At 54.0% G+C, this 26052-nt stretch carries 24 protein-coding genes and 1 pseudogene; 15 read left to right on the top strand and 10 right to left on the bottom strand.

The genetic code is table 11. The features are described 5' to 3' along the window. Nucleotides 1–2 precede the first annotated feature (2 nt). The 3 genes from ogt (at nt 3) to uspE (ending at nt 2542) form a co-directional block, all read left to right on the top strand. A complete protein-coding gene (gene ogt / locus L463_RS08605; protein WP_015570643.1) occupies nt 3–518 on the top strand; it encodes a methylated-DNA--[protein]-cysteine S-methyltransferase in 516 nt (171 codons plus the stop codon). Between the two features lie 183 nt (nt 519–701). Next, nucleotides 702–1454, top strand: a complete 753-nt coding sequence (fnr, locus tag L463_RS08610) for a fumarate/nitrate reduction transcriptional regulator Fnr (RefSeq protein WP_000611906.1) — start codon at nt 702–704, stop codon at nt 1452–1454. Between the two features lie 137 nt (nt 1455–1591). Next, a complete protein-coding gene (gene uspE / locus L463_RS08615; RefSeq protein ID WP_006808916.1) occupies nt 1592–2542 on the top strand; it encodes a universal stress protein UspE in 951 nt (316 codons plus the stop codon). Nucleotides 2543–2582: 40 nt separating this feature from the next. On the opposite strand, the gene L463_RS08620 is transcribed toward uspE, so the two are convergent. From L463_RS08620 to pntA, 3 genes are all read right to left on the bottom strand, one after another. Then, on the bottom strand, nt 2583–3692 hold the full coding sequence (locus L463_RS08620; RefSeq protein WP_032619779.1) for a mechanosensitive ion channel family protein: 1110 nt from the start codon (nt 3690–3692) through the stop codon (nt 2583–2585). A 107-nt stretch (nt 3693–3799) separates the two neighbouring features. Next, entirely contained in the window at nt 3800–5188 is a 1389-nt protein-coding gene (pntB, locus tag L463_RS08625) for a Re/Si-specific NAD(P)(+) transhydrogenase subunit beta (RefSeq protein ID WP_003857541.1), read from the bottom strand. Nucleotides 5189–5198: 10 nt separating this feature from the next. Beyond that, a complete protein-coding gene (gene pntA / locus L463_RS08630; RefSeq protein WP_023296511.1) occupies nt 5199–6728 on the bottom strand; it encodes a Re/Si-specific NAD(P)(+) transhydrogenase subunit alpha in 1530 nt (509 codons plus the stop codon). A gap of 535 nt (nt 6729–7263) precedes the next feature. Here pntA and ydgH point away from each other — a divergent pair. The 3 genes from ydgH to folM all read left to right on the top strand — a co-directional run bounded on the left by ydgH (nt 7264) and on the right by folM (nt 10538). Continuing rightward, entirely contained in the window at nt 7264–8208 is a 945-nt protein-coding gene (gene ydgH / locus L463_RS08635; protein ID WP_000769339.1) for a DUF1471 family protein YdgH, read from the top strand. A gap of 185 nt (nt 8209–8393) precedes the next feature. Beyond that, the gene (locus L463_RS08640; protein WP_023296510.1) at nt 8394–9776 is read left to right on the top strand and encodes an amino acid permease; all 1383 of its coding nucleotides are present in this window, start codon (nt 8394–8396) and stop codon (nt 9774–9776) included. 39 nt (nt 9777–9815) lie between these two features. Then, nucleotides 9816–10538, top strand: coding sequence for a dihydromonapterin reductase (gene folM, locus L463_RS08645; protein ID WP_003857550.1), 723 nt, complete (start codon nt 9816–9818; stop codon nt 10536–10538). Here folM and L463_RS08650 read toward each other — a convergent pair. Further along, on the bottom strand, nt 10535–10870 hold the full coding sequence (locus tag L463_RS08650; RefSeq protein WP_015570648.1) for a GlpM family protein: 336 nt from the start codon (nt 10868–10870) through the stop codon (nt 10535–10537). The genes folM and L463_RS08650 overlap by 4 nt on opposite strands. A gap of 127 nt (nt 10871–10997) precedes the next feature. Between L463_RS08650 and rstA the strand changes: the two genes are divergently transcribed. From rstA to L463_RS08665, 3 genes are all read left to right on the top strand, one after another. Beyond that, nucleotides 10998–11714 (top strand): two-component system response regulator RstA, encoded by a 717-nt coding sequence (gene rstA / locus L463_RS08655; RefSeq protein ID WP_015570649.1) that lies wholly within the window; start codon nt 10998–11000, stop codon nt 11712–11714. A 390-nt stretch (nt 11715–12104) separates the two neighbouring features. After that, nucleotides 12105–12524: an anti-adapter protein IraM gene (gene iraM / locus L463_RS08660; RefSeq protein ID WP_015570651.1), complete on the top strand. Its 420-nt coding sequence runs from the start codon at nt 12105–12107 to the stop codon at nt 12522–12524. 386 nt (nt 12525–12910) lie between these two features. After that, a complete protein-coding gene (locus L463_RS08665; RefSeq protein ID WP_017384577.1) occupies nt 12911–13129 on the top strand; it encodes a cold shock domain-containing protein in 219 nt (72 codons plus the stop codon). A 161-nt stretch (nt 13130–13290) separates the two neighbouring features. Here L463_RS08665 and L463_RS24485 read toward each other — a convergent pair whose 3' ends face one another. After that, a complete protein-coding gene (locus tag L463_RS24485) occupies nt 13291–13455 on the bottom strand; it encodes a YnfU family zinc-binding protein (RefSeq protein ID WP_213083756.1) in 165 nt (54 codons plus the stop codon). 151 nt (nt 13456–13606) lie between these two features. Here L463_RS24485 and L463_RS08670 point away from each other — a divergent pair, with 151 nt between their 5' ends. The 3 genes from L463_RS08670 (at nt 13607) to tus (ending at nt 16418) form a co-directional block, all read left to right on the top strand. Then, nucleotides 13607–13834 (top strand): hypothetical protein, encoded by a 228-nt coding sequence (locus L463_RS08670; RefSeq protein ID WP_017384578.1) that lies wholly within the window; start codon nt 13607–13609, stop codon nt 13832–13834. Nucleotides 13835–14115: 281 nt separating this feature from the next. After that, nucleotides 14116–15414 (top strand): two-component system sensor histidine kinase RstB, encoded by a 1299-nt coding sequence (rstB, locus tag L463_RS08675; protein WP_023296465.1) that lies wholly within the window; start codon nt 14116–14118, stop codon nt 15412–15414. 74 nt (nt 15415–15488) lie between these two features. Beyond that, entirely contained in the window at nt 15489–16418 is a 930-nt protein-coding gene (tus, locus tag L463_RS08680) for a DNA replication terminus site-binding protein (RefSeq protein ID WP_023296464.1), read from the top strand. Here tus and fumC read toward each other — a convergent pair whose 3' ends face one another. Then, nucleotides 16419–17813, bottom strand: a complete 1395-nt coding sequence (gene fumC, locus L463_RS08685) for a class II fumarate hydratase (RefSeq protein ID WP_032104713.1) — start codon at nt 17811–17813, stop codon at nt 16419–16421. A gap of 182 nt (nt 17814–17995) precedes the next feature. Next, nucleotides 17996–19642, bottom strand: coding sequence for a class I fumarate hydratase FumA (fumA, locus tag L463_RS08690; protein ID WP_015570656.1), 1647 nt, complete (start codon nt 19640–19642; stop codon nt 17996–17998). 199 nt (nt 19643–19841) lie between these two features. Here fumA and manA point away from each other — a divergent pair, with 199 nt between their 5' ends. Together manA and L463_RS08700 are read left to right on the top strand one after the other, a co-directional pair. Further along, the gene (manA, locus tag L463_RS08695) at nt 19842–21017 is read left to right on the top strand and encodes a mannose-6-phosphate isomerase (RefSeq protein WP_003857564.1); all 1176 of its coding nucleotides are present in this window, start codon (nt 19842–19844) and stop codon (nt 21015–21017) included. Nucleotides 21018–21116: 99 nt separating this feature from the next. After that, on the top strand, nt 21117–22643 hold the full coding sequence (locus L463_RS08700) for a YdgA family protein (RefSeq protein WP_023296462.1): 1527 nt from the start codon (nt 21117–21119) through the stop codon (nt 22641–22643). A gap of 100 nt (nt 22644–22743) precedes the next feature. On the opposite strand, the gene L463_RS08705 is transcribed toward L463_RS08700, so the two are convergent. Further along, the gene (locus L463_RS08705) at nt 22744–23772 is read right to left on the bottom strand and encodes a Mal regulon transcriptional regulator MalI (protein WP_022647925.1); all 1029 of its coding nucleotides are present in this window, start codon (nt 23770–23772) and stop codon (nt 22744–22746) included. Nucleotides 23773–23951: 179 nt separating this feature from the next. Between L463_RS08705 and L463_RS0122810 the strand changes: the two are divergent. Then, a pseudogene (locus L463_RS0122810) lies at nt 23952–24146 on the top strand (PTS sugar transporter subunit IIBC); the annotation flags it as partial. Between the two features lie 256 nt (nt 24147–24402). Here the strand turns inward: L463_RS0122810 and L463_RS08710 are convergent. Together L463_RS08710 and L463_RS08715 are read right to left on the bottom strand one after the other, a co-directional pair. Next, nucleotides 24403–25671 (bottom strand): Y-family DNA polymerase, encoded by a 1269-nt coding sequence (locus tag L463_RS08710; RefSeq protein WP_032104712.1) that lies wholly within the window; start codon nt 25669–25671, stop codon nt 24403–24405. After that, complete coding sequence (locus tag L463_RS08715) at nt 25671–25976, bottom strand: hypothetical protein (protein ID WP_032104711.1); 306 nt, start codon at nt 25974–25976, stop codon at nt 25671–25673. Before L463_RS08715 ends, L463_RS08710 begins: the two co-directional genes overlap by 1 nt. Nucleotides 25977–26052: the final 76 nt, after the last annotated feature.

Here is a 26052-nt window from a genome sequence, read left to right as displayed (position 1 = left end):
TGATGCTGAGATTACTCGAAGATAAGATTGCGACGCCGCTGGGGCCGCTGTGGGTTATCGCGGATGAAGCGTTCAATCTGCGCGCGGTTGAATGGGAAGAGCACAGCGACCGGATGGTTGAGCTGCTCAACATCCATTATCGCGCCGAGGGTTACGAGCGTATTACTGCCCGTAATCCTGGCGGGCTGAGCGATAAACTGACGGCCTACTTCGAGGGCGATCTCAGCATTATTAATACCCTGCCAACCGCCACGGCGGGCACCCCTTTCCAGCGCGAGGTGTGGCAGGCGCTGCGTAATATTCCCTGCGGGCAGGTGATGCACTACGGTCAGCTGGCAGAACAGCTTGGCCGTGCCGGCGCGGCGCGCGCGGTCGGTGCGGCAAATGGCTCTAACCCCGTCAGCATTGTGGTGCCTTGCCATCGCGTGATCGGGCGCAACGGCACCCTCACCGGCTATGCCGGGGGCGTACAGCGCAAAGAGTGGCTGCTGCGTCACGAAGGGTATTTCCTGCTGTAATTCCCAGGCTTTTTGTGCTTAATTTTCTTCCTGTTAGGCTGATAATCCTTAATCATTCTGTGGAATTTCAAGGAGATGGCAACACGCTGCCGTCTCTTGTCTTTATTGGGGGTTTGCCAGACTTACGTCCTTACCAAAAAGATGTTAAAATTGACCAATATCAATTAAGGCTTGAGCAAACCTATGATCCCGGAAAAGCGAATTATACGACGCATTCAGTCTGGCGGTTGTGCTATCCATTGCCAGGATTGCAGCATCAGCCAGCTCTGTATCCCGTTTACTCTGAATGAGCACGAACTCGATCAGCTTGACAATATCATCGAGCGCAAAAAGCCTATTCAGAAAGGGCAGACGCTGTTTAAGGCGGGAGACGAACTGAAATCGCTCTATGCTATCCGTTCTGGCACTATCAAAAGCTACACCATTACCGAACAGGGCGACGAGCAGATCACCGGCTTCCATCTGGCAGGCGATTTAGTCGGCTTTGACGCCATCGGCAGTGGCCATCACCCGAGCTTTGCTCAGGCGCTGGAAACCTCTATGGTCTGCGAAATTCCGTTTGAGACGCTGGACGATCTGTCCGGTAAGATGCCGAACCTGCGTCAGCAGATGATGCGTCTGATGAGCGGTGAGATTAAAGGCGATCAGGATATGATCCTGCTGCTTTCCAAAAAGAATGCCGAAGAGCGTCTGGCCGCCTTTATCTATAACCTCTCCCGCCGTTTCGCGGAGCGTGGCTTCTCCCCGCGTGAATTCCGTCTGACCATGACGCGCGGTGATATTGGCAACTATCTGGGCCTGACCGTGGAAACCATCAGCCGTCTGCTGGGTCGCTTCCAGAAGAGCGGAATGCTGGCGGTTAAAGGTAAGTACATCACCATCGAAAACGGTGAAGCGCTGGCCATTCTGGCGGGTCACTCACGTAACGTGGCATAACTCTCCCGGATATCTTATGCCAGGTCGATAAATTTTCATGATTATTGATCTGGCAAAAACTTCCCCCCTGTTTCATTCAAGATATATAGGTTACTCTTTTACTTACAGACTGTGGTGACAGTAGTAAGGAGACCTGTATGGCAAAGTATCAAAACATGCTGGTGGCTATCGATCCTAATCAGGACGATCAGCCGGCATTACGACGTGCTGTGTATTTACATCAACGGATTGGTGGCAAAATTAAAGCCTTTTTGCCGATTTATGACTTCTCATACGAGATGACCACCCTTCTGTCGCCTGACGAGCGCACCGCTATGCGTCAGGGAGTGATCAGCCAGCGTACCGCGTGGATCCGCGAGCAGGCGAAATATTACCTGGAAGCGGGCGTACCGATTGATATCAAAGTGGTCTGGCACAACCGACCTTTCGAAGCCATTATTCAGGAAGTGGTGGCCGGTGGGCATGACCTGCTGCTGAAAATGGCGCACCAGCATGACAAACTGGAATCCGTGATTTTCACTCCAACCGACTGGCACCTGCTGCGCAAATGCCCTTGCCCGGTATGGATGGTGAAAGATCAGCCATGGCCTGAGGGCGGGAAAGCCGTCGTGGCGGTGAATCTGGCCAGCGAAGAGGATTATCACAATTCGCTGAACGAGAAGCTGGTGAAGGAAACCATCCAGCTTGCCGACCAGGTTAACCACACCGAAGTCCATCTGGTGGGCGCCTATCCGGTTACGCCAATCAATATCGCCATCGAGTTGCCTGAATTTGACCCGAGCGTGTATAACGACGCGATTCGCGGTCAGCATCTGCTGGCCATGAAAGCGCTGCGCCAGAAATTCAGTATCGATGAGAATATGACGCACGTAGAAAAAGGGTTACCGGAAGAGGTTATTCCGGATCTGGCGGAGCATTTGCAGGCCGGGATTGTGGTGCTGGGCACCATTGGCCGGACCGGTATCTCTGCCGCGTTCCTGGGAAATACCGCCGAGCAGGTGATTGACCACCTGCGCTGTGACCTTCTGGTCATCAAACCGGATCAGTATCAAACGCCGGTTGAACTGGACGATGAGGAAGACGATTGACCCCAAAATGAAAGCCCGCCGGTAACGGCGGGCTTTTTTATTACGCTTCGCTCAACCGCTGCGTCGGTGCCTCGTCGCCGGCATTCATCCAGGGCGCGTGCAGAACCATGCTCGGCAGCGCCAGCTTGATCTCCTGCTGGTTCAGCCCCTCCAGAATACGGATATTGATCTCCTGCTGAATATCCATGTACTTGTTGTAGTCCGCCGTATTAACGATATGGACCACCTCGAAGGTCAGGCGATCGCGATCGAAGCCCAGGAAATGGGCGCGGTCAAACTTCGTTTCCCCGACGTCGGTAATGATCTGTTTGACCATATCACCCACTGAACGCAGTTTGTCCGGCGCCGTGTCGCTGGCAACCCCGAAGGTAAAGACGATCCGGCGCGTTTGCATCCGTTTGTAGTTATGCAGCGTCTGTTGCAGCAGAATGGCGTTCCCGCAGACAATCTGCTCCCCGCTCAGGCTGCGGATACGGGTGGTTTTCAGGCCAATGTGCTCTACCGTCCCGGCGACATCGTTAAACACCACAAAATCGCCAATTTCGAACGGCTTATCAAAACCGATGGAAAGCGATGCAAACACGTCGCTCAGGATCGTTTGCACCGCGAGGGCGATTGCAATACCCCCTACCCCAAGGCTGGCAACCAGAGCAGTGATGTTGACGCCCGCGTTAGCAAGAATAGACAGCAGCATCACTGACCAGACTATGGCACGGAGGATAAGCCCCGTGATCACCAGCGTCACCGGGTTTTTATGGCTTCCCGGCGCCAGCATGACGTGACGAAGCCACGACACCACCCCCTGATCCATCCACAGCGCCACCTGGATAGCGAAGACCAGGAACCAGGCGTGGCTCACGGTACCAAAGAGATGATCCGGTAAGTCGACGAAACGCAGGCTGAATAACAGCGCCACGACAAAAAGCAGGACGCGGCTGGTGCGGTTAAGCATATCCGTCAGGATAAAACGCATCCGGTTGGTGGTGGGGTGCTTGTCGCCCCAGGTAGTGATCCCTTTCTTAACGAAGGCAATCAGACGCGTCAGCAGCCAGTACACCAGCAGAGTCACAAAAACCACCGTGGCGACGCCGATCCAGAAAGATGGCGTCATCATCAGCTCGATGATGTCGAAGCGGGACAAAAATCGCATTACACCTCCTCGTATTACACAAAGGGTAAAGTATAGACAGAGGAGAAAAGCTGGCCGCAGAAATAAGAAAACCGCCCCAGGGGGCGGTTTGTCAGGATGAAGCGCAATTACAGCGCTTTCAGGATCGCATCCACGCTGGCCTTGGCGTCGCCAAACAGCATGTGGGTGTTATCTTTAAAGAACAGCGGGTTCTGGACGCCAGCATAGCCGGTGTTCATAGAGCGTTTGAAGACAATGACGTTCTGCGCCTTCCACACTTCGAGAACAGGCATACCCGCAATCGGACTACGCGGGTCGTCCTGCGCTGCCGGGTTAACGGTGTCGTTGGCGCCAATCACCAGCACGGTGTCGGTGTCGGCGAAATCATCGTTGATCTCGTCCATTTCCAGCACAATGTCGTAAGGCACCTTCGCTTCCGCCAGCAGCACGTTCATGTGGCCTGGCAGACGCCCCGCCACCGGGTGAATACCAAAGCGGACCTTGATGCCGCGCGCGCGGAGTTTCTCGGTGATTTCCGCCACCGGGTACTGCGCCTGCGCCACCGCCATGCCATAGCCTGGGGTGATGATGACGGAATGCGAGTTTTTCAGCATCTCTGCGGTGTCTTCCGCGCTGATTTCACGGTGTTCACCCACTTCCTCATCAGAACCGGTTGATGAGCCGTCAGAACCGAAGCCACCCGCGATGACGCTGATAAACGAACGGTTCATCGCCTTACACATGATGTAAGACAGGATCGCACCGGAAGAACCGACCAGCGCACCGGTGACAATCAGCAGGTCGTTGCTCAGCATAAAGCCTGCCGCCGCCGCCGCCCAACCGGAGTAGGAGTTCAGCATGGAAACCACCACCGGCATATCTGCTCCGCCGATAGACGCCACCAGATGCCAGCCGAAGGCCAGCGCGATGATGGTCATCACCAGTAACGCCAGCACCTGCAAGCCTACGCTTTCGGTACGCACGAAGACCACCAGCAGCACAAAGGAAACGACCAGCGCCGCCAGGTTCAGCTTGTGGCGGTTAGGCAGCATCAGCGGTTTGGAAGAGATCTTCCCGCGCAGCTTGCCGAACGCCACAATCGACCCGGTGAAGGTCACCGCACCGATGAAGATGCCGAGGAACACTTCGGTCAGGTGGATGTTCACCAGAATCGGCTCCAGGCCCGGTTCGTGGTACAGGTAGCTGTTGAAGCCCACCAGCACCGCCGCCAGACCCACGAAGCTGTGCAGAATGGCAACCAGCTCCGGCATCTCGGTCATTTCAACGCGTTTCGCCAGACGAATACCAATCGCGCCGCCGATGATCATCGCCACCAGGATCCACGCCACGTTGCCGGTGTCCGGCCCAAAGATGGTGGCAATCAGCGCAATCGCCATCCCGGCGATACCAAAGTTATTTCCCTGCTGAGACGTTTCGTGTTTGGAAAGCCCCGCCAGACTGAAAATAAACAGGATTGCAGCAACAATGTATGCGGCTGTAACTAATCCTCCAGACATATGCTACCCCTTAGCCTTTACGAAACATTTTCAGCATGCGCTGAGTCACGGTGAAACCACCGAAAATATTGATACTGGCGATCAGCACCGCAATGAAGCTCAGGAAGCTGATCCAGCCGCCATGACCAATTTGCAGCAATGCCCCAACCACGATAATCCCGGAGATGGCATTGGTGACCGACATCAGCGGGGTATGCAGCGCATGAGAAACGTTCCACACGACGTAGTAACCCACCACGCAGGAGAGCGCGAAGACGGTGAAGTGGCCAAGGAACTCTTTTGGCGCGACATCCGCCAGCCAGCCAAACAGGATAATAACCAGCGCCATGATGGCGTATTTGCGCCACGGCGACGCAGGTTTTGCTGGCTCCGCGGGCTCTGGCGCCGCTTTCGGCGCAGCCTGAGGTTGAGCGGAAACCTGAATCGGCGGTGCAGGCCATGTGATTTCCCCTTCACGCACCACGGTAACGCCACGCACCACCACATCATCAAAATCAACGGTAATGTTGCCGTCTCTCTCTTTGCAGAGCAGCTTCAGCAGGTTAACGAGGTTCGTGCCGTACAGCTGAGAGGACTGGGTTGGCAGACGCCCTGGCAGGTCGGTATAACCGATCACCTTCACGCCGTTCGCGGTCGTCGTGACCTGGTTTGGCACGGTATACTCACAGTTACCGCCGTTTTGCGCCGCCAGATCGACAATAACGCTGCCCGGCTGCATGGAATCCACCATCTCACGGGTGATCAGCTTCGGCGCCGGTTTACCCGGAATAAGCGCGGTGGTGACAATGATGTCCACCTCTTTTGCCTGCGCCGCAAAGAGCGCCATTTCCGCCTTAATAAAGGCTTCAGACATGACCTTCGCGTAACCATCACCGCTGCCCGCTTCTTCCTTGAAGTCCAGCTCAAGGAATTCGGCGCCCATACTCTGCACCTGCTCCTTCACTTCCGGCCGGGTATCAAACGCGCGAACAATAGCGCCCAGGCTGTTTGCGGCCCCGATAGCGGCAAGACCTGCCACACCGGCACCAATCACCATCACCTTCGCGGGTGGTACTTTACCTGCCGCCGTAATCTGACCGGTAAAGAAGCGACCAAACTCATGCGCAGCTTCGACAATGGCGCGATAGCCGGCAATGTTCGCCATGGAGCTCAGCGCATCCAGAGACTGCGCGCGCGAAATACGCGGCACGGAGTCCATCGCCATCACGGTGACACCGCGTGCTGCCAGCTTCTCCATCAGCTCCGGGTTTTGGGCTGGCCAGACAAAGCTCACCAGCGTCGTGCCCGCGTTCAGCAGTTCAATTTCACTCTCTTCCGGTGCGTTGACCTTCAGAATGATGGGTGATTGCCAGACCTCAGCACCGTCCACTACGTCCGCGCCAGCCTGAGTAAAGGCCTCGTCATCGAAACTCGCCAGTTTGCCCGCGCCGCTTTCAATCGCGACGGTAAAACCCAGTTTAAGCAGTTGCTCCACCGTTTTTGGTGTTGCCGCTACGCGGGTTTCATTGGCTAACCGTTCTTTTGGTACCCCAATACGCATAGTTTTCCCTTCCATCGGTTTTTGATGATGGTTTGTCGATAATTGCCCACGGTTTGTATCAATTTTCACCATCGAGATATCGACGGAGAATGATTAACCCCGGAAAATAAAACAGTAACAAACTTTCTATAACCTACTGAAAATAGCGCCCGTGATCTACCGCCAGAAAACACTATTTCTTACTTTATCTGTGAAAAATAAGCGATCGGGGTCACTGACAGAGATATTTACCTTAAATTCGCCTTCAGGACCGATAAATCGCGCAAGCGAAGCGGTAAAAACATGATATAGCGCCATAAAAGAACAACTCATTAACATTAAATTAACTTGTAAAAGTCATATGCTTAATCAGTTTTGCTTGTGAAACGCCTGTTTTTTCCACATATCACAAAATGTTATCGAATCAGGTCCTTTGGTGAGCACAGGCTGTGAAAAATGCCGCAGACAGCGACGGGTGTTAAATGCCATAATCGGGACCGTCTCAAATTAACAACAACACCAGTACATGGTTTGCGCAAGGCGAAGGATTATTTTTATGAAGCTTAAGAACACACTCCTGGCGTCCGCACTTCTTTCCGCGACCGCCCTGTCTGCGAATGCCGCGACAGAGTTGACGCCGGAGCAAGCGGCAGCGTTAAAACCTTTTGACCATACGGTCATTGTGGGTCGCTATAACTCTATTGGCGATGCCGTCGCCGCCGCATCAAAAGCCGCCGATAAAAACGGCGCTGCCTCGTTTTACGTTGTTGACCAGTCCGATCAGGGCAACAGCGGCAACCAGCGCGTGACGATTGCGCTGTACAAAGAGAATGCCCCAAAAGCAGATGAACAGAAAAACCGCGTGATTAACGGCATTGTTGAACTGCCGAAAGATCAGGCTGTTCAGCTGGAACCGTATGACACCGTGACCGTTCAGGGCTTCTACCGCAGCCAGCCTGAAGTTAACGATGCCATCACCAAAGCCGCGAGAGAAAAAGGCGCTTACGCGTTCTATATCGTGCGTCAGGTTGATGCCAACCAGGGCGGAAACCAGCGCATCACCGCCTTCATCTATAAGCAAGATGCGAAAAAACGCGTAGTACAAAGCCCGGATGCCATTCCAGCGGATTCAGATGCGGGACGTGCCGCGTTAGCGAAAGGCGGTGAAGAAGCGAAGAAAGTGGAAATTCCGGGCGTTGCAACCTCGGCGGCACCAAGCGCTGAAGTGGGTCGTTTCTTTGAAACCCAATCCACCAAAGGCGGTCGTTATACCGTTACGTTACCAGACGGCACGAAAATTGAAGAGCTGAACAAAGCCACTGCCGCGCAGATGGTTCCGTTCGACAGCATCAAGTTTACGGGCAACTATGGCAACATGACGGAAATCTCCTATCAGGTGGCGAAGCGTGCTGCGAAGAAAGGCGCGAAGTATTACCACATCACCCGCCAGTGGCAGGAACGTGGTAACAACCTGACCATCAGCGCCGATCTGTACAAGTAACAAAACGGTTTCATAAAGGCGGCGCAGTGCCGCCTTTTTTGTTACTTTTTTTCTGATTTCTGCCACACGTCATTGCATGCATCCTTCACACTCCGTAAAATCCCGCGCCTTAGCGTGATCCACCATTTTTATGCGCCTTAGCGAAATAATTATTCTGGATTTGGACTTTTCATAACAGGAAGCCAATGGAAAAGAAACTTGGCCTGAGTGCTTTAACTGCACTTGTATTGAGCTCAATGCTGGGCGCGGGCGTATTCAGTTTGCCGCAGAACATGGCGGCCGTCGCCAGCCCGGCCGCATTACTGATTGGCTGGGGCATTACCGGTGTCGGGATTTTGCTGCTGGCGTTCGCCATGCTGCTGCTGACCCGTATCCGACCGGATCTGGACGGCGGAATATTCACTTACGCCCGGGAAGGTTTCGGCGAGCTGATCGGCTTCTGCTCCGCCTGGGGTTACTGGCTGTGCGCGGTGATCGCCAACGTCTCCTATCTGGTTATCGTCTTCTCGGCGCTCAGCTTCTTTACCGATACGCCCGAACTGCGCCTGTTTGGCGACGGCAATACCTGGCAGTCCATCGTCGGCGCCTCGGTCCTGCTGTGGATAGTTCACTGGCTGATTTTGCGTGGCGTCCAGACCGCAGCCAGCATTAACCTGGTGGCGACGCTGGCCAAGCTGGTGCCGCTTGGCCTGTTCGTCGTGCTGGCCTTCCTCGCCTTCCGTCTCGATGTCTTTACGCTCGATTTCAGCGGCATTGCGCTGGGCGTCCCCGTCTGGGAACAGGTGAAAAATACCATGCTGATCACTCTGTGGGTGTTCATCGGCGTTGAAGGTGCCGTCGTGGTCTCTGCCCGCGCGCGTAACAAGCGCGATGTGGGACGCGCCACGCTGTTGGCCGTACTGGCGGCGCTGGGCGTTTATCTGCTGGTGACGCTGTTGTCGCTCGGTGTGGTGGCCCGCCCTGAACTGGCGGAAATGCGTAACCCGTCCATGGCCGGGCTGATGGTGAAAATGCTGGGTCCCTGGGGGGACGTGATTATCGCGGCGGGTCTGATTGTTTCCGTTTGCGGCGCCTATCTGAGCTGGACCATTATGGCAGCGGAAGTCCCGTTCCTGGCCGCCACGCACAAAGCGTTCCCGCGCCTGTTTGCCCGTCAGAACAAAAACAGTGCGCCATCGGCCTCTCTGTGGCTCACCAACATCAGCGTGCAGGTCTGTCTGGTGCTGATCTGGCTCACAGGATCGGACTATAACACGCTGCTGACCATCGCCTCCGAGATGATTCTGGTACCCTATTTCTTAGTGGGCGCATATCTGTTAAAAATTGCGACCCGCCCGGCACACTATGCGGTAAGCGTCGGCGCCTGTATTTACGGTCTATGGTTGTTGTATGCTTCCGGACCGATGCATCTGCTGCTGTCCGTGGTGCTCTACGCGCCGGGCCTGCTGGTGTTTATCTACGCTCGCCGTACACATCAGCTTGATAATGCCCTTAAGCGCCGCGAAATGGCATTGATAGGTTTGCTGTTAGTCGCTGCCGTACCGGCAACGTGGATGTTAATGGGATAGCGCCGCCTGTCCCATTGTTGAACTGAAAAGGAGATTACGATGGGACACACGCAGCAACGCCCAATATTGATCACTGGCGCAGGCCGTCGCATTGGCCTCGCCCTCGCCCATCACTTTCTCAATCTTCGCCATCCGGTTATCGTCAGTTACCGCACGGAATATCCCTCCATTGAAGGGCTACGAAATGCCGGAGCAGTCTGCATTCAGGCGGATTTCTCCACAGATGAAGGTATTCTCGCCTTCGCGGACAAAGTGAAGTCGACCACCCACGGACTGCGGGCGGTTATTCACAACGCCAGTACCTGGCTTCCCGAAAAAGCAGGACATTCACTCAGCGAAACGCTCGCCTGCATGATGCAGATCCACGTTAATGCGCCTTATCTGCTCAACCATGCCCTACAGGATTTGCTGCGCGGACACGGCCATGCCGCAGGCGACATTATCCATTTCACCGATTACGTGGTGGAGCGAGGAAGCGACAAACACATCGCCTATGCGGCCAGCAAAGCCGCGCTGGATAATATGACCCGCTCTTTCGCACGCAAGCTGGCGCCCGAGGTAAAGGTCAACGCGATTGCTCCGGCGATGATTTTATTTAACGAAGGCGATGATGCCGAGTATCGTCAGCAGGCGCTCAACAAGTCGTTAATGAAAATTGCGCCCGGCGAGAAAGAGGTGATCGACCTGATCGATTATCTGCTGACCAGCTGTTACGTCACGGGCCGAACGTTTGCCGTGGACGGTGGCCGCCCCCTGCGCTAGTGAAAGCGGCTCCAGAAGAAGATGAGCACCCAGGCGCTGAGGCTCCAGCAGACCACCGCCCCGCCCAGCGCCATGGGCAGACGCAGAAAACCGGTGAAGTACCACAGCGACAGCAGGTAGATAAAATACGGGATGATCGACCACATCCCGAACACAATGGTGGCGCGCAGCGCCTCAATACCCCGCTCAGAGGCCACAATATAGTGCGCGATTAACGCAAAGGTGGGAAACAGCGGGATCAGCCCGGCAATGTAGTAGTTCTTCGTTTTAGCCAGCACCCCAATCAGCAGCACGACCAGCGCACCTAGCGCGGCTTTTATCACCAGCCCCATTCTTTTCCCTTAACAATCAAATAACATTCCCGTGCAGGATAACGGAACTCCGGCTAATTTTGAAAGATTAATGGAAGGTTAAGGTTGCGCGGTGTATGTTGACGTTTTTCGCGATGACAGACGTTGTATGAATAAGATTGTTTATGTTGAAGATGAACCCGAGGTGGGGCAATTAATCGCCGCTTATCTGGGTAAACATGATATGGAAGTGGTTGTCGAGCCTCGTGGCGATCGCGCTGAAGACGTCGTCAACCGCGAAAATCCGGATCTGGTGTTGCTGGACATCATGCTGCCCGGGAAAGATGGTATGACGCTCTGCCGGGATCTGCGCGCGAAATGGGACGGCCCGATCGTGCTGCTGACCTCTCTCGACAGCGATATGAATCATATTCTGTCGCTTGAGATGGGCGCAAACGACTACATCCTGAAAACCACGCCGCCGGCGGTTCTGCTAGCCCGTTTACGCCTCCATCTGCGTCAGCGTGCCAGCGCTGAGCGTGAAGCGCCTGCGCCCTCCTTAACGCCGCATAAAGCGATGCGTTTCGGCACACTTTCTATCGACCCGGTCAACCGACAGGTTATGCTTTCCGGGGAGCTGATTGCGCTCTCAACCGCAGATTTTGACCTGCTGTGGGAGCTGGCAACCCATGCCGGACAAATTATGGACCGGGATGCATTACTGAAAAATCTGCGCGGCGTAAGTTACGACGGAATGGATCGTAGCGTTGATGTGGCGATTTCACGACTGCGTAAAAAACTGTTGGATAACGCCACGGAACCTTACCGCATCAAAACCGTACGCAACAAGGGCTATCTGTTTGCACCGCACGCCTGGGAAACCTGAAAAAGGAGCAAACAGGAATATTCGAAAAATAACTGACGATGCATCGGAATCGTTATCGGTGTTCGTCGAAAGTTATCGATTATATGCATCGCCAGTTATGACATATCCCCTGGTCTGACTCCTCTCTCCAGTTCTATTTCGATGTGCATTTTTCGCGTAAACAAAAGTAGCGCTAATGTATTTGATTGCTATAGTACAATATATATTCAGCAGAGCAGGCACCATCATCGATCAAAAATCCGTCACTTAAATGCACATTAGGCTAAAAATGATCTTTACAATTGACTTAATCATTATCTTATCCTTATGAAAACAAAGGGGATAATGGCAAACATATAAATAATATCGATCTTTTTCAATAGCTTACGTGTTTGCAGAAATCTAATTCTCATGCTAAACCTTATACTCTCTCAATTATTTAATGAAAGAGGTATAGCAATGTCATGGAGAGTCATTAGCTCGGTAATTTGTCCTAACACGGGAATCGTTTATTCAAGCATCTTGGGACTCAAGTTCTTGAAACTCATCATTTGGTATGAAAGCGATGTCTATTTGTACCCCGGTGACAGGATATATCCGACAAAAAATGGCGTCTTCATAAATGGTGTTTTCAAGCCTATATCGATATACAACATATCACCTTACAACGAAATGTTGTGGAGTGAAATTAAAAACAAGATGGCCTGCCCATACAATCGAAACCAGCACGAGGAGATATGCACTTACGCGGTGCATTGCAACGCGCGGAAATGCCCGCATGGGTTTGCCACCAACCCACTGATTGTCAGCACAGGTAAATCCAGACATTAGCGAAAATCGGAAATATTGAGATCAAGATAATTAATATTTCTGCTGCACCGCCTTTGTCCGGATAAATCTCCGTGACTACAGCCCAAATGCTCCTGTGGGGACATTTGGGCTGTAGTCACGCCTGGCAACTCTGGCTTCTTGTACCAAATTAATTTTTATTGTGCAATTTTAAGCAAGCCATCCGGAAGGCTAAAATAAAAATTGCTAATTAACCCTGCCCGTGCATTAATGGTCTCGTTAGTCCGATCCAATAATAGTTGGACAAGTTGCATGACAATTCTCATAACCAGGCGCTATCGCTGATATCCCCTCCTTTTGAGTCCACACTTAGCATTATATGTTTATTAGCTTTTATATCACTTCGGAAATGTTCAAATGGAGTCTTTATGTCATCAAAAATTTTAGGTCTGGTTAAGTGGTTTAAGGAAGATAAAGGCTTTGGTTTTATCTCCCCTGTAGATGGCAGCAAAGATGTTTTCGTGCATTTCTCTGCCCTTCAGGGAGAGAACTTCAAAACACTTTTTGAAGGTCAGAAAGTCGAATTTATCATCGTAAGCGGCGATAAAGGCCCTGCTGCTGCGAATGTAACGCTTTGCGATAAATAATATCAGCACACAGCCGCGTTGACGATGATGTTGCTTCTGGCTCGTGGACTGCACAAGCAGTCTACAATCCGATGCTAACTGCTTGTAAATCAGTAAAGTGTTATTGAGGTCAGGCGGCCGCGAAAAACATCGTCTCTTCCACTTCTTGTATGAGTATTTCTTCAGAGACGCTGAGAGGATTTAAACAAAGCGCTACAGTAGGGACAGACAAGCTGGGCCCCCTTTTGTATGCGAGTGAAACTGTGCTCTGACTCTTTAGCGCAGTTTGGACATGAACATTTGACTAAATAATTGCGACGAAGTTGCGAGTTTTTACGTCCCGACATAGGCTGCTCCTGAATGAAAAGGATTGCCACCATACACGTTAAGGCAGGATATTGCTTGCTTTTATTTCCCAAAGAGAGCAAAAAATGGAAAGGAGCCACGCTTCTGGAACATACTTACCTTACACAATCACAAAGAGATATAGAGTGATATATGAAAAAGGTGATCATTTTTTTTAATGCCAACCCCAGCAAAGTCATTATCGTGCTTAAGGGCATAACGTCTGTACGCCAGACATATCCGGATGGTGAAGAAATTAATCTTCAGATCATGACTGCAAGCTTTCCGTCGTTGACGGGAGATCATAATTCTATCTATGTTGCTTCAGACAGGGAACTTACCTCTCAGGAAATATCTGATGCTGCCAAACAATATTTATAATATTTTCTGTCACTAGTCCGGTTAACAACACAGCATTTATTTCACTCAGAATGAGAAAAATTACAATCCATCATTATTAATGCCTGCAAAATGCAGGCTTTTTTACGACATTGCCCTTTAAATTTAACTATTCCGCATAATCGTGCTGCTCACTTTGCTCCCTCTGTTTCCGAAGAAAGTGTATCATCAACCTTCTTCGTTCCTGTGGTGATATGGATGCCCACGCAGGGCTGACGAAGTAAAGCCGGGTTCTTAATTGATTGATTTAGCGGTGCTATCCAATGAAAAAGCTGTTTGTGCAGTTTTATCTCCTGCTGTTTGTCTGCTTTCTGGTGATGACCATGCTGGTCGGGCTGGTCTACAAATTCACCGCAGAGCGCGCGGGCAGGCAATCCCTGGACGATCTGATGAAAAGCTCGCTCTATCTGATGCGTAGCGAGCTGCGAGAAATTCCTCCTCATGACTGGGCGCGCACGTTAAAAGAGCTGGATCTGAATCTGTCGTTTGATTTGCGTATCGAACCCATGAAGGATTTTGACTTAGCGCCGCCTGCGATGCAGCGTCTGCGCGACGGAGACATCGTCGCACTGGACGAGAAATATACCTTCATTCAGCGTATTCCGCGCAGCCATTATGTTCTGGCCGTCGGGCCAGTGCCCTATCTCTATTACCTGCACCAGATGCGCCTGCTGGATCTCGCTCTGCTGGGCTTTATTGCCATTTCGCTCGCTTTACCTGTGTTCATCTGGATGCGACCGCACTGGCAGGACATGCTGAAACTGGAATCCGCCGCACAGCGTTTTGGGGAGGGTCATTTAACTGAACGCATACATTTCGACAGCGGTTCCAGTTTTGACCGGCTCGGTATTGCCTTCAACCAGATGGCCGATAACATCAACGCCCTGATTGCCAGCAAGAAGCAGCTGATCGATGGTATTGCGCATGAACTGCGCACTCCGCTGGTACGCCTGCGTTATCGCCTGGAGATGAGCGAGAACCTCACCGGGGCGGAATCGCAGGCGCTCAATCGGGATATTGGCCAGCTTGAAGCGCTGATTGAAGAGCTGCTGACCTATGCCCGCCTCGATCGGCCTCAGACGGAGTTGCACCTCAGTTCACCGGATCTCCCCGTCTGGCTACAGACGCATATTAACGATGTGCAGAGCGTTAACCCTCAGCGAAAACTGCTGACAGCCATTACCCCCGGCGCGTACGGCGCACTGGACATGCGCCTGATGGAACGCGTGCTGGATAATCTGATGAACAACGCCATGCGCTACAGCGAAACGACGCTGCGCATAGGTTTAGATTTGCAGGGAAGCCAGGCGATTCTGTGTGTGGAAGACGATGGCCCCGGCATTGAGCCGGCGGAGCGTGAAAAAGTTTTTGAGCCGTTTGTGCGCCTCGATCCCAGCCGCGACCGGGCTACCGGCGGCTGTGGTCTGGGGCTGGCTATTGTCCGTTCTATTGCCCAGGCGATGGGCGGTTCGGTTCGCTGCGAAGCGAGCGAGCTGGGTGGAGCCCGGTTCGTCTTTAGCTGGCCGATCTATCACAATCTTCCCCTTCCCGTACCTGCCTGACCTAAACCGCACGCTGGCCTGACCCGGCGTGTTATGCTATATCAGTAGTATGTTGTAACTAATTAAGGGCTGCCATGGCAACTTACGATCTCATCGAAAGGCTTAACACCACATTTCGGGAAATAGAGCAGGCGTTACTGACCCTCACGGGGCAACTTCAGGACTGCCGCCTGCTGGCCGCCCGCGTCTTTTCCCTGCCCGAGGTGGCGAAAGGCGCGGAGCACGACCCGCTGAACACCATTGAGGTGACGCAGCATATTGGCAAGGCGGCGCTGGAAATGACGTTGCAGCACTTTCGTCGCCTTTTCATCCAGCAGCAGTCCGAAAATCGCAGCAGTAAGGCCGCCGTTCGCCTGCCCGGCGTCATCTGCCTGCAAACGGATGCCGCAACGCGTGAAGGAATTGAGGCGCAGATTACGCATATCAATACGCTGAAAGCCGCGTTTGAGAAGATTGTAACCGTTGAGTCCGGGCTGGCGCCGGCTGCCCGTTTTGAATGGGTGCATCGCCAGCTTCCGGGGCTGATCACCCTGAATGCTTACCGCACGCTGACGGTACTGCGCCACCCCGCCACGCTGCGCTTCGGCTGGGCCAACAAGCACATCATTAAAAATTTCACGCGCGATGAGATCCTGGCTCAGCTGGAGAAAAGCCTGAAATCGCCGCGAACGGTCGCCCCGTGGTCGCGGGAACAGTGGATTGAACGGCTGGAGCAGGAGTACCACAGCATTGCCTCCCTGCCAGCTGATACCCGTCTTAAAATAAAGCGTCCGGTGAAGGTACAGCCTATCGCACGCGTCTGGTACGCCGGACAACAAAAGCAGGTGCAATACGCCTGCCCGACGCCGCTGATTGCGCTCTACGATGCCGATCAGGGTGCGGTGGTGCCGGATATCGGGGAACTGCTGAATTACGATGCTGAAAACGTTCAGCATCGCTATAAACCCCAGGCGCAGCCGCTACAGCTGATTATTCCGCGGCTGCACCTGTATGTGGCGCAGTGATTATCTGAGGCTGCCCACCATCGCTTCCGGGCGGACCCAGGCATCAAACTCGGCGTCCGTCAGGTAGCCCATCGCCAGCGCAGAGGCTTTCAGGGTAAGCCCCTCTTTGTGCGCTTTTTTAGCGATTTCGGCCGCTTTGTCATAACCAATATGGGTGTTCAGCGCCGTTACCAGCATCAGAGACTCATTCAGCAGCTGGCTGATTCGCTCGCGATTAGGCTCAATGCCCACCGCGCAGTGCTCGTTAAAGCTCTCCATGCCATCGGCCAGCAGACGAATCGATTGCAGTACGTTGTGGATCACCATCGGACGATAGACGTTAAGCTCGAAGTTACCCGACGCGCCGCCCATGTTAACCGCCACGTCATTACCCATCACCTGACAGCACAGCATGGTCATGGCTTCGCACTGGGTCGGGTTCACTTTACCCGGCATAATGGAGCTGCCCGGCTCGTTTTCCGGAATGCTGATTTCGCCGATGCCGCAGCGCGGGCCGGAGGCCAGCCAGCGCACGTCGTTGGCAATTTTCATCAGCGAGGCCGCCAGCCCTTTCAGCGCGCCATGGGTATGCACCAGCGCATCACAGGTCGCCAGCGCTTCGAATTTATTCGGAGCGGTAACAAACGGCTGCCCGGTGATCTTCGCCAGCTCTTCGGCCACGCGCACCGCGTACCCGGGATGGGTGTTTAAGCCAGTGCCCACCGCCGTCCCGCCGAGCGCCAGCTCCGCCAGATGCGGCAGGCTGTTGTCGATATGCTTAAGATTGTGCTCCAGCATTGCCACCCAGCCGGAGATCTCCTGACCAAGCGTCAGCGGCGTGGCGTCCTGAAGGTGCGTACGACCAATTTTAACGATGTCGCGGAAGGCCTGCGCTTTCTCGTTAAGCGTAGATTTAAGCACGTTGAGCTGCGGGATAAGCTGCTCGCGGATTGCGATGACGGCCGCCACGTGCATGGCCGTCGGGAACACGTCGTTGGAACTCTGGCTTTTGTTCACGTCATCGTTCGGGTGGACCTTGCGCTCCATGCCGCGCACGCCGCCAAGCAGCTCGCTTGCGCGGTTCGCCAGCACCTCGTTCATGTTCATGTTGCTCTGGGTGCCTGAGCCGGTCTGCCAGATGGCAAGGGGGAATTCGTCGGGATGTTTGCCCGCCAGCACTTCGTCGGCGGCATTGATGATGGCGGTGGCTTTATCGGCATCCAGCAGGCCCAGATCCTGATTGACTTTGGCGGTAGCGCGTTTGGTCAACGCCAGCGCCTGGATTAGCGAGACGGGCATTTTCTCTGTCGAAATGCGGAAATGCTCCAGCGAACGCTGGGTTTGTGCGCCCCATAGCTTGTCGGCCGGGACGTCGATGGCGCCCATGGAGTCTTTCTCGCGGCGATGCATTGTCATTACTTACTCCTTGATAACAAAGATGGGATTGCTCACATGCTTAAGAGATAAGTATTGATGACTTCTGAGAAACGTTATGGCTCTTTGTGCGCTCTTTTTGATGTCGGGTGGCGGCTGCGCCTTACCCGACCTACGAGAATGCAGGCCGGGTAAGCGTCAGCGCCACCCGGCAATTTACAGAATTACTTCACACACGCCGAACACTGGGAAGACTGGATCTGTTTGAAGAAGTCGTTACCTTTGTCATCCACGAGGATGAACGCCGGGAAGTCTTCCACTTCAATTTTCCAGATCGCTTCCATACCCAGTTCCGGGTACTCCACGCACTCCAGGCTCTTGATACTGCCCTGCGCCAGCACCGCTGCCGGGCCGCCTATGCTGCCGAGGTAGAAGCCGCCGTGCTTGTGGCACGCGTCCGTCACCTGCTGGCTGCGGTTGCCTTTCGCCAGCATGATCATGCTGCCGCCGTTGGCCTGCAACTGGTCGACGTAGGAGTCCATACGGCCCGCCGTGGTTGGGCCTAACGAGCCGGAAGCATATCCATCAGGCGTTTTTGCCGGGCCTGCGTAGTAGATCGGGTGATCTTTAATGTACTGCGGCAGCCCTTCGCCGTTGTCCAGGCGCTCTTTCAGCTTCGCATGGGCGATGTCGCGGCCCACGATAATCGTCCCGTTCAGGGAAAGGCGCGTTGAAACCGGATACTGCGAAAGCTGCGCGAGGATCTCTTTCATCGGACGATTCAGGTCCACGCGAACCGCTTCCCCCTCGCCCGCTTTACGCAGTTCTTCAGGAATATATTTGCCCGGGTTGTTCTCCAGCTTCTCGATCCAGATGCCGTCGCGGTTGATCTTCGCCTTGATGTTGCGATCCGCCGAGCATGAGACGCCCATGCCCACCGGACAGGAAGCACCGTGGCGCGGCAGGCGGATCACGCGAATGTCATGCGCGAAGTATTTGCCGCCAAACTGCGCGCCCAGGCCCAGATTCTGCGCTTCGGCCAGCAGTTCCTGCTCAAGCTGCACGTCCCGGAACGCCTGACCATGTTCGTTACCTTCCGTTGGCAGGCCATCGTAGTATTTGGTTGAGGCCAGCTTAACGGTTTTCAGGGTGCTTTCGGCAGACGTACCGCCAATCACAAACGCGATATGGTACGGCGGGCAGGCCGCGGTGCCGAGGGTGCGCATCTTCTCGACCAGATAATTCTTCAGCTTGCCCGGGGTAAGCAGCGCTTTGGTTTCCTGGTAAAGATAGGTTTTGTTGGCTGAACCGCCGCCTTTGGCGATGCAGAGGAATTTGTACTCGTCACCGTCGACGCTGTAGAGGTCAATCTGCGCAGGCAGGTTGGTGCCGGTGTTCACCTCTTTGTACATATCCAGCGCCGCGTTTTGCGAATAGCGCAGGTTGTCTTCGGTGTAGGTATTGTAAACGCCGCGCGCCAGCGCCGCTTCGTCACCGCCGCCGGTCCAGACGCGCTGGCCTTTTTTACCGGTGATAATCGCCGTGCCGGTGTCCTGGCAGGTCGGCAGAATGCCTTTCGCCGCGATATCAGAGTTACGCAGGAATTGCAGGGCAACGTACTTATCGTTCTCACTGGCTTCCGGGTCGCTCAGGATATCAGCAACCTGCTGCTGATGCGCCGGACGGAGCATAAAGGAAGCATCATGGAAGGCTTGCTGCGCCAGCAACGTCAGCGCCTGCGGGTCAACTTTGAGGATCTCCTGCCCTTCAAACTCAGAGACAGAAACGTAATCGCGGGTTAACAGGTAATACTCGGTCTGATCCTGACTGAGGGGGAAAGGATCCTGATAATGGAAGGGTTTATTCGACATTGTTCTCTCACTTACTGCTTCGGTCTGTTTATTCAGGGCAGATGTTCCGCTGCCCGGCTTAAAAGCGAGTCAGCTTATCCTACACAATTTTTTAACAAAAACTGAGACTAGTACGACTTTTTACATCCGCAGGTTACTTCCATTCGGTTTATTGCTTTAATACGCGGAGTTAATTCCACCTATGAATCAGGGCTTGATAATGCAAAAACTCATCAACTCAGTGCAAAACTACGCCTGGGGAAGTAAAACTGCGTTAACGGATCTCTACGGTATCGCCAACCCGGACAACCTGCCGATGGCAGAGCTGTGGATGGGCGCGCATCCGAAGAGCAGCTCAAAAATTGAAGATGCCAGCGGCCAGGTTCGCAGCCTGCGTGACGTCATCGACGCCGACAAAGCCGCACTGCTCGGCGATAAAGTGGCGAATCGTTTTGGTGAGCTGCCGTTTCTGTTCAAGGTATTGTGCGCCGACCAGCCGCTCTCCATTCAGGTTCACCCGAACAAAAAAGCCTCTGAGCTGGGCTTTGCCAAAGAAAATGCCGCCGGTATTCCGTTAGACGCCGCAGAGCGTAACTACAAAGATCCTAACCACAAGCCGGAACTGGTTTTCGCCCTTACCCCTTTCCTGGCGATGAATGCCTTCCGCGAGTTTTCCGAGATCATCTCCCTGCTGCAACCGGTCGCCGGGGCTCACAACGCGATCGCCCATTTCCTGGAAAACCCGAACGCAGAAGCCTTGAGCGAGCTGTTTGCCAGCCTGCTGAATATGCAGGGCGAGGAAAAATCCCACGCGCTGGCGGTGCTGAAAGCCGCGCTGAACAGCCAGCAGGGTGAGCCATGGGACACCATTCGCGTAATTTCCGCGTTTTATCCGGACGACAGCGGCCTCTTCTCTCCGCTGCTGCTGAACGTGGTGAAGCTCAACCCGGGCGAAGCGATGTTCCTGTTCGCTGAAACCCCGCACGCCTACCTGAACGGCGTGGCGCTGGAGGTGATGGCTAACTCCGATAACGTACTGCGCGCGGGCCTGACGCCAAAATACATCGACATCCCTGAGCTGGTTGCCAACGTGAAGTTCGTGGCGAAACCTGCTGCGGAGCTGCTTACGCAGCCGGTGAAAAACGGCGCAGAGCTGGACTTCCCGATTCCGGTTGACGATTTTGCCTTCTCGCTGCACGACCTCAGCGCAGACGAAACCGCCATTGCACAGGAGAGCGCAGCGATCCTGTTCTGTGTAGAAGGCGAAGCGACGTTGCATAAAGATAGCGAGCGTCTGGTGCTTAAACCGGGTGAATCCGCCTTTGTCGCGGCCAACGAGTCGCCTGTCCGGGTGAGCGGTACCGGTCGCCTGGCGCGTGTTTTTAATAAGCTTTAGGGACTTACTGAATTTTTTAACAACTCTTGCTAAGCTAGTAACAGGCGTTGTAACACCAGGCGGTTTTAACCGCCTGGTTTCATTTTAGGGATAATCGCAATGAAAAAATCGGTCGTAGCGGTAGGAGTGATTGTTGCTTTAGGCGTGATCTGGACGGGTGCTTCCTGGTATACCGGGAAACAGCTGGAAAGCCGTCTGGCAGAGATGATGACGCAGGCAAACAGCGAGATTAAGCGCAGCGCGCCTGAAGCAGGTCTGGAGCTGAGCTACCAGAACTACCAGCGTGGCGTGTTTACCAGCCATATGCAGGTGGTGGTGAAGCCGGTTGCGGGTAATCAGAACGCCTGGCTGAAACCGGGCCAGAGCGTGGTGCTGGATGAAGTGGTCAGCCACGGTCCGTTCCCGCTGGCGCAGTTGAAAAAGTTTAACCTGATCCCCTCCATGGCATCCGCCAGAACCGTACTGGTGAATAACGAGGTGACGAAGCCGATTTTCGATATGGCGAAAAATGAGTCGCCGTTTGAGATCAATACCCGCATCAGCTATGCCGGTGATACGCATTCCGACATCGACCTGAAAGCCCTGAATTACGAACAAGGCACTGACAAAGTCGCCTTCAGCGGCGGTAATTTCCAGCTTGATGCCGATCGCGACGGCAAGAATGTCTCCCTGACCGGCGATGCCGCCAGCGGCCTGGTGAATTCAGTCAATGAATATAACCAGAAGGTTCAGCTTACCTTCAACAACCTTAAAGCCAGCGGCAATAGCCGTATGACCGATTTTGATGAGCGTATCGGCGACCAGAAACTGAGCCTCGATAAGATCGCCATTGCGATCGAAGGCAAAGAGATGGCGGTGCTGGAAGGCATGGATCTGGACGGTAAGTCTGACGTCTCCAAAGACGGTAAAAGCATCAACACCCAGCTGGATTACAGCCTGAAAAGCCTGAAAGTACAGAATCAGGATCTGGGTACCGGTAAGCTGTCTCTGAAAATCGGCAACATTGACGGCCAGGCGTGGCATGAATTCAGTCAGAAATACAGTAAAGAGAGCCAGGCTCTGCTGACCGATGCCGCCCTGCAACAGAACCCGCAGGCGTACCAGCAGCAGGCGATGACGGTGCTGTTTAATAACCTGCCGATCCTGCTGAAGGGCGAGCCGGTGATTACCGTTGCGCCACTGAGCTGGAAAAACGGCAAAGGCGAAACCAACTTCAACCTGTCGCTGTTCCTGAAGGATCCGGCCGCTGCGACCGGCGAACCTCAGACCCTTGCCCAGGAAGTTGATCGCAGCGTGAAGTCGCTCGACAGCAAGCTGACTATCCCGATGGATATGGCGACCGAGTTCATGACGCAGATTGCGAAGCTGGAAGGTTATGGTGAAGATGATGCAGGCAAACTGGCAAACCAGCAGGTGAAAGGCCTGGCGGCGATGGGCCAGATGTTCCGCATCACGAAGGTGGAAGACAACACCATTTCCACCAGCCTGCAATATGCTAATGGCCAGGTGACGCTCAACGGCGACAAAATGCCGCTGGAAGAGTTTGTCGGTATGTTTGGTATGCCGACGCTGGGCATGCCGGCACCGGCTGAACCGGCAGCGCCGCCGGCAGTACCGCAGCAGTAAACGAAAACCCCTCGCATGAGGGGTTTTTTATTGCCGGGTGGCGCTGACGCTTACCCGGCCTCCGATCCTGAGTCGTTGCAGGCCCGTGCAAGCAAAGCGTTTACTTCACCGTCACTAACCGTGCAGCCACAATCTGATGCCCGGCCTGCACGTCCGTATTTTCAATGCGCTGCATGATCCTGTCTGCCAGGGTGTACCCCATTTCACGAGCCGGCGTCGTCGCCCAGACGATGGGGAGATCGTCTAACGCATTTTCACCGACATCCGCAAACGCCCCCAGCGCCACCTGATGGCCGAAGAACGTTTCTACCCCGCCCTCACCGCTCTGGCGTCCGGCGCGGATCAAACCGAACCACGCCCCCATCGCAATGACGTCGTTATAGCAAATCACCGCGCTGATCGTCGGGCTGTTGCGAAGCAGCGTGCCGATGGCTTCCGCGGCTTTTTTCTGGCTGGATTCACACTCCACCACCCATTCGCTGTGAAACGGCAGGCCGTATTTGATGAGCGTGGAGCAGTAACCGCCCACCCGCTCGGCACGCGTCAGGGACGAGCTTTTACCGCCGAGCCAGGCGATGCGCTGATGGCCGCGATGAATAAGATGCTCGGTCAGCATTTGCGCGGCCTGCATGTTATCTGGCCGAAGGGTATCGGCTTCGTCGAGATAGCTGGCGCGCGACGCAAACACCAGCGGTACGCCTTTCTGCGCCGCGCGCTCACACAATTCACTGCCCACGCCGGACGCGCCGGCCACGATCACCCCATCCACCCCTTGCGTCAGCAGCATATCCAGCCTGGAGAGCAGCTGCTCCGGTTCGCGCCCACCGTGGAGCAGGAAAACCATTCGCCCCTGCGCTTCAAGCGCCTCGGTAAGCCCGGCGGTCAGTTCTGCATAAAACGGCGACGCGAGGTCGCGAACGATCAGCCCTATCACCCCGCTTTGCCCACCGCGCAGCGCCGACGCCTGGCGATTACGCACAAAGCCTAACTGCTCAACGGCCTCGTTGACGCGCTGACCCGTTGCAGGAGAGATGCGCCCCTTCCCGCTCAATACCAGCGAAACGGTGCTGACGGAAACCCCCGCCGCCAGTGCGACATCGTTGATGGTGATCTTTTTCGCTACAGCCATGTGGTGGCGTGACTCCTTGATAATGAGATCGCTAAAACGTTTTATCAATACGTTATCTTTATACTACCAGTAAAAGCCTGAGAATGTGATTTAGCGCGCACTAAAGTTTGATAAAACGTTTTATCTTCTCGCCCCATCGAGGTCGTTAAATCTCTTTCTACCATTTAAGGAGTCGTTTTATGACGACGAAAGCAGCACAAAAAATATCGCTGTGGGAGTTTTTCCAGCAACTGGGTAAAACCTTTATGCTGCCCGTGGCGCTTCTCTCTTTTTGCGGGATCATGCTGGGGATCGGCAGCTCGTTAAGCAGCCACGACGTCATTACCCTGATCCCTTTCCTCGGAAATCCGGTACTTCAGGCGATCTTCATCTGGAGACTATTAAGTCTTTTAACGAAGTGGCTTGATGTTGGATTGAAGTGCGGTAACTTCTGCTATGTTGCCGCGATACGATTTGTCATGTGCAATGAACTAACGTCGTTTCGCGGTAACTTTATGTCCCACCCATGCCCCACTACCAAAACTTTGCGTAGCTCCTTCCAGTTTCGCAACTTGCCGCTTTACGCCTTCCCATACCATCAGCATAATCACCACCGATCCGATTGTAAGATTTATCAGGTGCGCACCTCTTTTATCGGACAACAAGCAAATCTGAAAATCTCGTAGTGTATCGAGGCGACAGCATTTCACGCTTCATCTGCCACTGCTGCTGTATTCCCTGTCCGGCAAAATAGAGCGTACCCTTTCCGTCCTTTGCATTCAGGTGATCCAGCACTTCCATTAACTTCTCACTACCAGCTCGGGGAGCACTGTCATCGAACAGGTTTAACTGGGCCACGCCCTGGCTGAAGAAGTCGCCCAGCATGACACCCGCTTTCTGGTACCGGTGACCGTCCTTCCAGATTATGTCCAGACACTTTACCGCGGCGTTGATGATGTCTCTGCTATCCTGAGTTGGCGTGAGTAGCCTTACCGATGCGCTGTTTCCGTAATACGGCTCATTAAGGGCAAATGGAGAGGTCTTAACGAAAGCTGAGATAAAACGGCAATACTGGTGCTCGCCACGAAGCTTCTCAGCACCACGGGCCGCGTAGCTGCAAATAGCCTGGCGCATTTGCTCATAGTCAGTAATGCGTTCGCCAAAAGATCGGCTGCATACGATTTCCTGCTTCACCGGGGCGAACTCCTCCAGATCCAGACATGGCTCGCCGCGCAGTTCCCGGACGGTTCGCTCCAGCACGACATTGAAGTGCTTGCGGATAATCCACGTGCTTTGTTCTGAGAGGTCCAGTGCCGTTTTGATGCCCATAGCGTTCAGCTTCTTGCTGATGCGCCGGCCAACGCCCCAGACATCCTCTACCGGCACCAGTGCCATTAACCTGCGCTGCCGGTCGACGTTTGAGAGGTCAACCACCCCGCCAGTCTGCCGTTGCCATTTTTTCGCAGCATGATTGGCCAGCTTCGCCAGCGTCTTGGTCTGGGCTATGCCGACTCCGACTGTGAGATGTGTCCGCTGTAATATCGTCGCACGGATTTCTTTCCCAAATTCAGTCAGGTCCCGGCAGTTCCTTACTCCGGTCAGGTCGCAAAAGGCTTCGTCTATGCTGTAAATTTCCACGCGCGGGCTCATTTCTTCCAGCGTGGTCATTACCCGGCTGGACATGTCTGCATAGAGCTCGTAGTTGCTGCTGAAGCAAACAACCCCAGCTCGCCGGAACAACTCCTTCTGCTTGAAGAACGGCTCACCCATCGCTATCCCGGCAGCCTTTGCCTCGGCGCTACGTGCGATTACGCAACCGTCATTATTCGACAGAACGACCACCGGACGGCCTCGCAGATCTGGCCTGAACACCGTCTCGCAACTGGCATAAAATGAGTTCACATCGACTAAGGCAAACATCACATCACCGGATTGTCGTCTGTGAACGCCGCAGCGCCATTGATAAAAAAGGTCACCACTCCCATGACATCGACTTCATCTAAAGCATCACCTTCTATGCTTTCACCGTCTTCGGTGATGAGCGCACCGCCCATAACGACCGCGAACTGTAGCTGGCCGAACGCATGCACCAGCACGCGCGTTCCGTTGTCGGGCACAAGATCAGGCTGAAAAAGCGCATAACCACCTGATGTTTCAACCAGGCATGAGTAGCGGTTAACGCTACATAACTGTTCAAGTTTGTATCGCTGAGCTTTTGCCTCCATGGCCCCTCCAAAAACAACTGTATTTATGTACAGTATCGTCAAATATGAGAGTCGATCAAGTTGGACAGTGATGCTA

The organism is Enterobacter sp. BIDMC 27, assembly GCF_000534415.1.
Lineage (GTDB): Bacteria > Pseudomonadota > Gammaproteobacteria > Enterobacterales > Enterobacteriaceae > Enterobacter > Enterobacter hormaechei_C.
This window is presented reverse-complemented; position numbering and strand designations above follow the sequence as displayed.